Annotated in this window: 5 protein-coding genes; 3 read left to right on the top strand and 2 right to left on the bottom strand. The window is 71.0% G+C overall.

Going from position 1 to position 6,194, the window contains the following annotated elements; translation table 11 throughout:
- Together ACFWE2_RS24045 and ACFWE2_RS24040 are read left to right on the top strand one after the other, a co-directional pair.
- A partial coding sequence (locus ACFWE2_RS24045) for an adenine phosphoribosyltransferase (RefSeq protein WP_377226733.1) occupies positions 1 to 553 on the top strand: 553 nt, incomplete at its 5' end.
- Positions 554 to 632: 79 nt separating this feature from the next.
- Positions 633 to 2,972: a RelA/SpoT family protein gene (locus tag ACFWE2_RS24040; protein WP_377226732.1), complete on the top strand. Its 2,340-nt coding sequence runs from the start codon at positions 633 to 635 to the stop codon at positions 2,970 to 2,972.
- Positions 2,973 to 3,039: 67 nt separating this feature from the next.
- On the opposite strand, the gene rox is transcribed toward ACFWE2_RS24040, so the two are convergent.
- Together rox and ACFWE2_RS24030 are read right to left on the bottom strand one after the other, a co-directional pair.
- A complete protein-coding gene (rox, locus tag ACFWE2_RS24035; protein ID WP_377226731.1) occupies positions 3,040 to 4,482 on the bottom strand; it encodes a rifampin monooxygenase in 1,443 nt (480 codons plus the stop codon).
- A 128-nt stretch (positions 4,483 to 4,610) separates the two neighbouring features.
- A complete protein-coding gene (locus ACFWE2_RS24030) occupies positions 4,611 to 5,768 on the bottom strand; it encodes an ATP-dependent DNA ligase (protein WP_377226730.1) in 1,158 nt (385 codons plus the stop codon).
- A gap of 110 nt (positions 5,769 to 5,878) precedes the next feature.
- Between ACFWE2_RS24030 and ACFWE2_RS24025 the strand changes: the two genes are divergently transcribed.
- Positions 5,879 to 6,148 carry a Rho termination factor N-terminal domain-containing protein gene (locus ACFWE2_RS24025; protein ID WP_377226729.1) on the top strand — a complete coding sequence of 90 codons (270 nt, stop codon included), beginning with the start codon at positions 5,879 to 5,881 and terminating at the stop codon, positions 6,146 to 6,148.
- Positions 6,149 to 6,194: the final 46 nt, after the last annotated feature.

Raw genomic sequence — 6,194 nt, 5'->3', positions numbered from 1 at the left:
CTCCGGCCTGCTGCCGGAGAGGGCGACGCGCGTTCGCGACCTGATCGTGGACGTCCCAGACTTTCCCTCCCCGGGCATCCTCTTCAAGGACATCGCCCCGCTCCTGGCCGACGCCGAAGGGCTGGCCGACGTGGTCGAGGCGTTCACCCGGCTGGCCTTGGCCGACGGCGTGGACGTCGTGGCGGGCATGGAGGCGCGCGGCTTCCTGCTCGGCACGCCCGTCGCGCACGCGCTGGGTCTCGGGTTCCTTCCCCTGCGGAAGGCCGGCAAGCTCCCGCCGCCCACCGAGAGCGTGTCGTACGACCTGGAGTACGGCTCGGCGACCATCGAGCTGCGCTCGGGAACACTCACCCCGGGTGCGCGTGTTCTGATCATCGACGACGTTCTCGCCACGGGTGGCACCGCGGCGGCGGCCGCACAGCTCGTGGAGCAGTGCGGGGGAGTGGTGGCAGGACTGGCGTTCCTGCTCGAGCTGGAAGAACTCCACGGCCGGGACAGGCTTCAGGGCCATAACGTCGATACTCTCCTGCGGGTGGGCACGACGTCCCGGTGACTGAGCCGTACGGACGGGGAATAGAGGTCCAGGGATAGACTGGCGACTCCGGGTGGTACCCGGGGAAGGAGGCGCGTACATGGCTGAGAACACGGTGTCACGCGCTCCTGTGCCCGAGAAGAATCCGCCGACGCCGCCCGGTGGCAACCGGATGCGGAACCGGCTGGTGCGTCTCGGTGTGCGCAGCGTGGGCGGTGGTTCACCCGCGGCCATCGAGCCGCTGCTGCAGGCGATCCGCAGCAACCATCCCAAGGCCGATGTCGCGCTGATCGAGCGCGCGTACGTGGTCGCCGAGAAGGCGCACCGCGGCCAGATGCGCAAGAGCGGCGACCCGTACATCACGCACCCCGTCGCCGTCTCCACGATCCTCGCGGAGCTCGGCTTCGAGGGCACGACGATCGCCGCGGCGCTCCTGCACGACACGGTGGAGGACACCGACTACTCGCTGGACTCGTTGCGCAGCGACTTCGGCGACGACGTCGCGCTGCTGGTGGACGGCGTCACCAAGCTGGACAAGGTGAAGTACGGCGACGCGGCGCAGGCCGAGACCGTGCGCAAGATGGTCGTGGCGATGGCCAAGGACATCCGCGTGCTGGTCATCAAGCTGGCCGACCGCCTGCACAACGCCCGCACCTGGAAGTACGTGCCGTCCAAGTCGGCGGAGCGCAAGGCGCGCGAGACCGTCGAGATCTACGCGCCCCTGGCCCACCGGCTGGGCATGAACACGATCAAGTGGGAGCTGGAGGACCTGTCCTTCCAGGCCCTGTACCCCAAGGTGTACGACGAGATCGTCCACCTCGTCGCCGAACGGGCCCCCGCGCGCGAGGAGTACCTCGGCGTGGTGCGCGGCCAGATCGAGTCGGACCTGCGCAGCGCCAAGATCAAGGCGACCGTGACGGGCCGGCCGAAGCACTACTACTCGATCTACCAGAAGATGATCGTGCGCGGTCACGACTTCGCGGAGATCTACGACCTCGTCGGTACGCGCGTCCTCGTGGACACCGTGCGCGACTGCTACGCGGCGCTCGGCGCCATGCACGCGCGGTGGAACCCGGTCCCGGGCCGGTTCAAGGACTACATCGCGATGCCGAAGTTCAACATGTACCAGTCGCTGCACACGACGGTGATCGGGCCGGGCGGCAAGCCCGTCGAGATCCAGATCCGCACGCACGACATGCACCGGCGCGCGGAGTACGGCGTCGCCGCGCACTGGAAGTACAAGGAGAAGACCCCCGCCGGCGCCGGCGGGGCCGACCCGAAGAACCAGGACATGGCCTGGCTGCGCCAGCTCGTGGACTGGCAGCGCGAGACCGCCGACCCGGCGGAGTTCCTCGACTCACTGCGGTTCGAGATCGGTGGCGACGAGGTCTACGTCTTCACGCCGAAGGGTATGGCGATGGCGCTGCCGGGCGGCGCGACGCCCGTCGACTTCGCCTACGCCGTGCACACCGAGGTGGGGCACCGCACCATGGGCGCCCGGGTGAACGGCCGTCTGGTGCCGCTCGACTCGCCGCTGGAGAACGGCGACGTCGTCGACGTGCTCACCTCGAAGTCCGAGACGGCGGGCCCGAGCCGGGACTGGCTCGGGTTCGTGAAGTCGCCGCGGGCGCGGAACAAGATCCGCCAGTGGTTCACGAAGGAGCGCCGCGAGGAGGCCGTCGAGACCGGCAAGGACTCGATCGCGAAGGCGATGCGCAAGCAGAACCTGCCGATCCAGCGCCTCATGTCGCACGAGACCCTGCTCGGGGTCGCGGACGAGATGAACTACCAGGACGTGACCGGCCTGTACGCCGCAGTCGGCGAAGGCCTGATCTCCGCGAACAACGTGGTGGACAAGCTCGTCAAAGCGCTCGGTGGCGCGGACGGCGCCGAGGAGGACATGGCCGAGGCGGCCCGGCCCGGCGGCCTCACCGCCCGGCGCGTGCGCTCGGGCGACCCGGGCGTCATGCTCAAGGGCGCCGAGTCGGCCGACGTATGGGTCAAGCTGGCCAAGTGCTGCACGCCGGTGCCTGGCGACGACATCGTCGGCTTCGTCACCCGTGGCCAGGGCGTCAGCGTGCACCGTTCGGACTGCGTGAACCTGGACGGCCTGCGCAAGCAGCCGGAGCGCCTCGTCGAGGTGGAGTGGACCCAGGGCGCCAACACGATGTTCCTCGTCCAGATCCAGGTCGAGGCGCTCGACCGGTCCCGCCTGCTCTCGGACGTCACCCGCGTGCTGTCCGAGAACCACGTGAACATCCTCTCCGCGTTCGTCTCGACGTCGGACGACCGGCTCGCGGTCTCCCGGTTCATCTTCGAGATGGCGGAGCCCGCGCACCTCGCGACGGTGCTCGCGGCGGTCCGGAAGGTCGAGGGCGTGTTCGACGTGCACCGCATCACCGGCACCAAGCCGGTGGAGCGGCCGCAGCTGCCGGTCTGACGAAGCGGTGGCCGAGCCTGTCGGGACCGGACCAGGTCTCGACAGGCTCGACCGGTGACGGTGCCGTTCAGCGCGGCTCGGACGCCGGCACGCTCGACCCGAACCACCGCGTGAGGGGCCCGGCCAGGTCCGCCTGGTCGTCGCCGACCCACACCACGTGGCCGTCCGGCCGGAGCAGCACCGCAGGCACGTCCAGCTCCGCGGCGGGGTCGGCGACCCGCACCACCCGGTCCGCCCACCCGGCCACGGAGAGGCGGCCGGTCCGGTCGAGCAGCACCCCGCGGCCGTCGTGCATCCGCTCGTAGAGGCGGCCCTGCTCCAGCCTGATGTCGCGCAGCCGCCGGCCGAGCAGCTCGTGTCCCTCGCCGACGTCGTAGCGGATCCCTGTCGCCATGACCTTCTCGGTCAGACGCCGGTTCACGTCCTCGATGTCCATGAGCTCGGCCAGCAGCCGGCGCACGGCCTGGGCGCCGGGTTCCAGGGACAGCAGCTCACCCTGGGCGCGGGTGTTGTCCAGCACGTCGGCGGCCACCGGGTGACGTTCGGCGTGGTAGCTGTCCAGCAGCCCTTCCGGCGCCCAGCCGCTGACCTCGGCGGCCAGCTTCCAGCCCAGGTTGAAGGCGTCCTGGAGGCCGAGGTTGAGCCCCTGCCCGCCGTACGGCGGGTGGACGTGCGCCGCGTCGCCCGCGAGCAGCACCCGGCCGACCCGGTAGCGGTCGGCCAGCCGGGTGGCGTCCCCGAAGCGGGACAGCCAGCGCGGCGAGTGCGCACCGAAGTCGGTGCCTGCGAGCTTGCGCACCTGTTGCTTCAGCTCGTCAAGGGTCGGCGGCGTGGCCCGGTCCTCGGCGACCCCCTCCGCGGGCGCGCCGATGCGGAACAGCCCGTCCCCGAGCGACATGGCGCCGAACTCCCGCTGGGTCTTGCGCACCTCGGTGACGACGGCGTCCACCTCCTCGGGCGGGGCGGTCAGCTCGACCTCGCCGAGCAGCGTCTCGCGTCGGGCGGGTTCCCCCGGGAAGCCGACGCCGAGGAGCTTGCGCACGGTGCTGCGGCCGCCGTCGCACCCGACGAGGTAGCGGGAGCGCAGCCGCGTGCCGTCCGCCAGCTCGGCGGTCACGCCGTCGTCGTCCTGGCTCAGGCCGACCAGCTCGCAGCTCCGGCGGATCTCGATGCCGAGCTCGGCGGCGTGCTCGGTCAGCAGGCGCTCCGTCGTGGGCTGCGGGATGCCGAGCACGTACGGATACGTGGTGTCCAGGCCGCCCGGCATCGGCTTGCTGATACCCGCGAAGAAGCCACCCACCGGGTACTGCTTGCCCAGCGGGAGGAACCGGTCCAGGAGCCCTCGCTGGTCCAGCACCTCGACGGTGCGGGCGTGCAGCCCCAGCCCGCGCACCACCTTGGTCGGCGCCGCCTCCTTGTCGAGCACGAGCACGTGCACGCCCCGCAGCCGCAGCTCGCTCGCCAGCATCACGCCGGTCGGCCCGCCGCCCACCACTGTCACATCGATCATCGGTTCCCCCGTCAGCATCGCGCTACCCGCAGGCTCTGGCCTGGGCCGCCGATTCTGCGTCACGACGGGGGTCTTGCCGCAAGCCCCCCGGTGCGCTATAGGTTGAGAGTGGAGGGGAACACCGCTCCTCAGGCCGTGCCGGGAGCGCCCGGCAGCAGCTCGCCCAGGTCGAAGCCGACCGGTTCCTCCAGCTGCTCGTAGGTGCACGACGCCGGTTCGCGGTCCGGGCGCCAGCGCTTGAACTGGGCAGTGTGCCGGAACCGCGTGCCCTCCATGTGGTCGTAGCCCACCTCCAGCACCCGCTCGGGGCGCAGGGGCGTGAACGACAGGTCCTTGCCCGAGCTCCAGCGCGACTGCGCGCCGGGCAGCCGGTCGCCGGCCTCGGCGTTCGCGGGGTCGGTCCAGCCGTGCCAAGGATGCTCGTCCGCCGCCGGTGTGCCGGGCTCCACGACCAGCGGCGCCAGCTCCTCGACCAGCTCCGCGCGCCGGGTCGCCGAGAACGACGCCGCGACGCCGACGAACTGCAGCCGCGGACCCTCGTCGGACTCGTCCCACAGGCCCAGCAGCAGCGAGCCGAGCACCGGTGCCTCGGGCGTCGAGGTCTTGTGCAGCCGGTACCCCGCCAGGACGACGTCGGCCGTGCGGGTGTGCTTGATCTTCAGCATCGCGCGCTTGTTGGGGGCGTACGGGCCGTCAGCGGGCTTGGCGACCACGCCGTCGAGCCCCGCTCCCTCGAACGAGCCGAACCAGTCCTGGGCGACCGCGGCGTCGAGGGTGCGCGGCGTGGCGAAGACGAGCGGGCCCTTCAGGCCCAGCCCGTCCAGGGCCGCGAGCCGTTCGGTGAGCGGCCGGTCCACGAGCGGCTCGTCGCCCAGGGCGAGGACGTCGAACACCACCAGCGCGGCGGGCGTCGTCTCGGCCAGCATGTTCACGCGCGACGCCGCCGGATGGATGCGCTGGGACAGCAGCTCGAAGTCCAGGTGCGCCGGGCCGCCGTCCGGCGTCTGCGCGATGACTATCTCGCCGTCGACGACACAGCGCTCGGGGAGCGCCTCCCGGACCGCCGCGACGACGTCCGGAAAGTAGCGGTCCATGGGCTTGGTGTTCCGCGAGTCGATCCGGACATCGGAGCCGTCGCGGTAGACGATGGCGCGGAAGCCGTCCCACTTCGGCTCGTAGACGTAGGCGGGACCGGCGTCGGTCGCCGCCTGGGCCGGGATCGACGCGACACTCTTGGCGAGCATCGGCCGGACCGGTGGCTGCACGGGCAGGTTGAGTGTGGTCACGGTACGAGCCTGCCTCAGCCGGTCCGCGCGTGCGAGCCGCTTCGGGCTGAGCCATGGTGGAGACGAACCGTGCTGACGGTGAACGGTCAGCCTGAGCGGGAGGAACAGCCATGCCGAAGCGTGACCCGGGCCCCAGCGTCAAGGACAAGGAGCTGTACGAGAAGCTCCGCGACGACGGCAACTCCAAGGAGAAGTCGGCGCGTATCGCGAACGCCGCGGCGAACACGTCCCGCAAGTCGGTCGGCCGCAAGGGCGGCAAGTCCGGCGACTACGACGACTGGACGGCCGAGGACCTCCGCAAGCGCGCCGCCGAGATCGGCATCGAGGGCCGGTCCAAGATGCGCAAGGGCGACCTCATCAAGGCCCTCCGGTCCCACTGACCGCTAGGACGCTTCTTCTCCTCCGTTGAGTGCTGGATATTTGTGC

The organism is Promicromonospora sp. NPDC060271, assembly GCF_042726755.1.
Taxonomy (GTDB): Bacteria; Actinomycetota; Actinomycetes; order Actinomycetales; family Cellulomonadaceae; genus Promicromonospora.
This window is presented reverse-complemented; position numbering and strand designations above follow the sequence as displayed.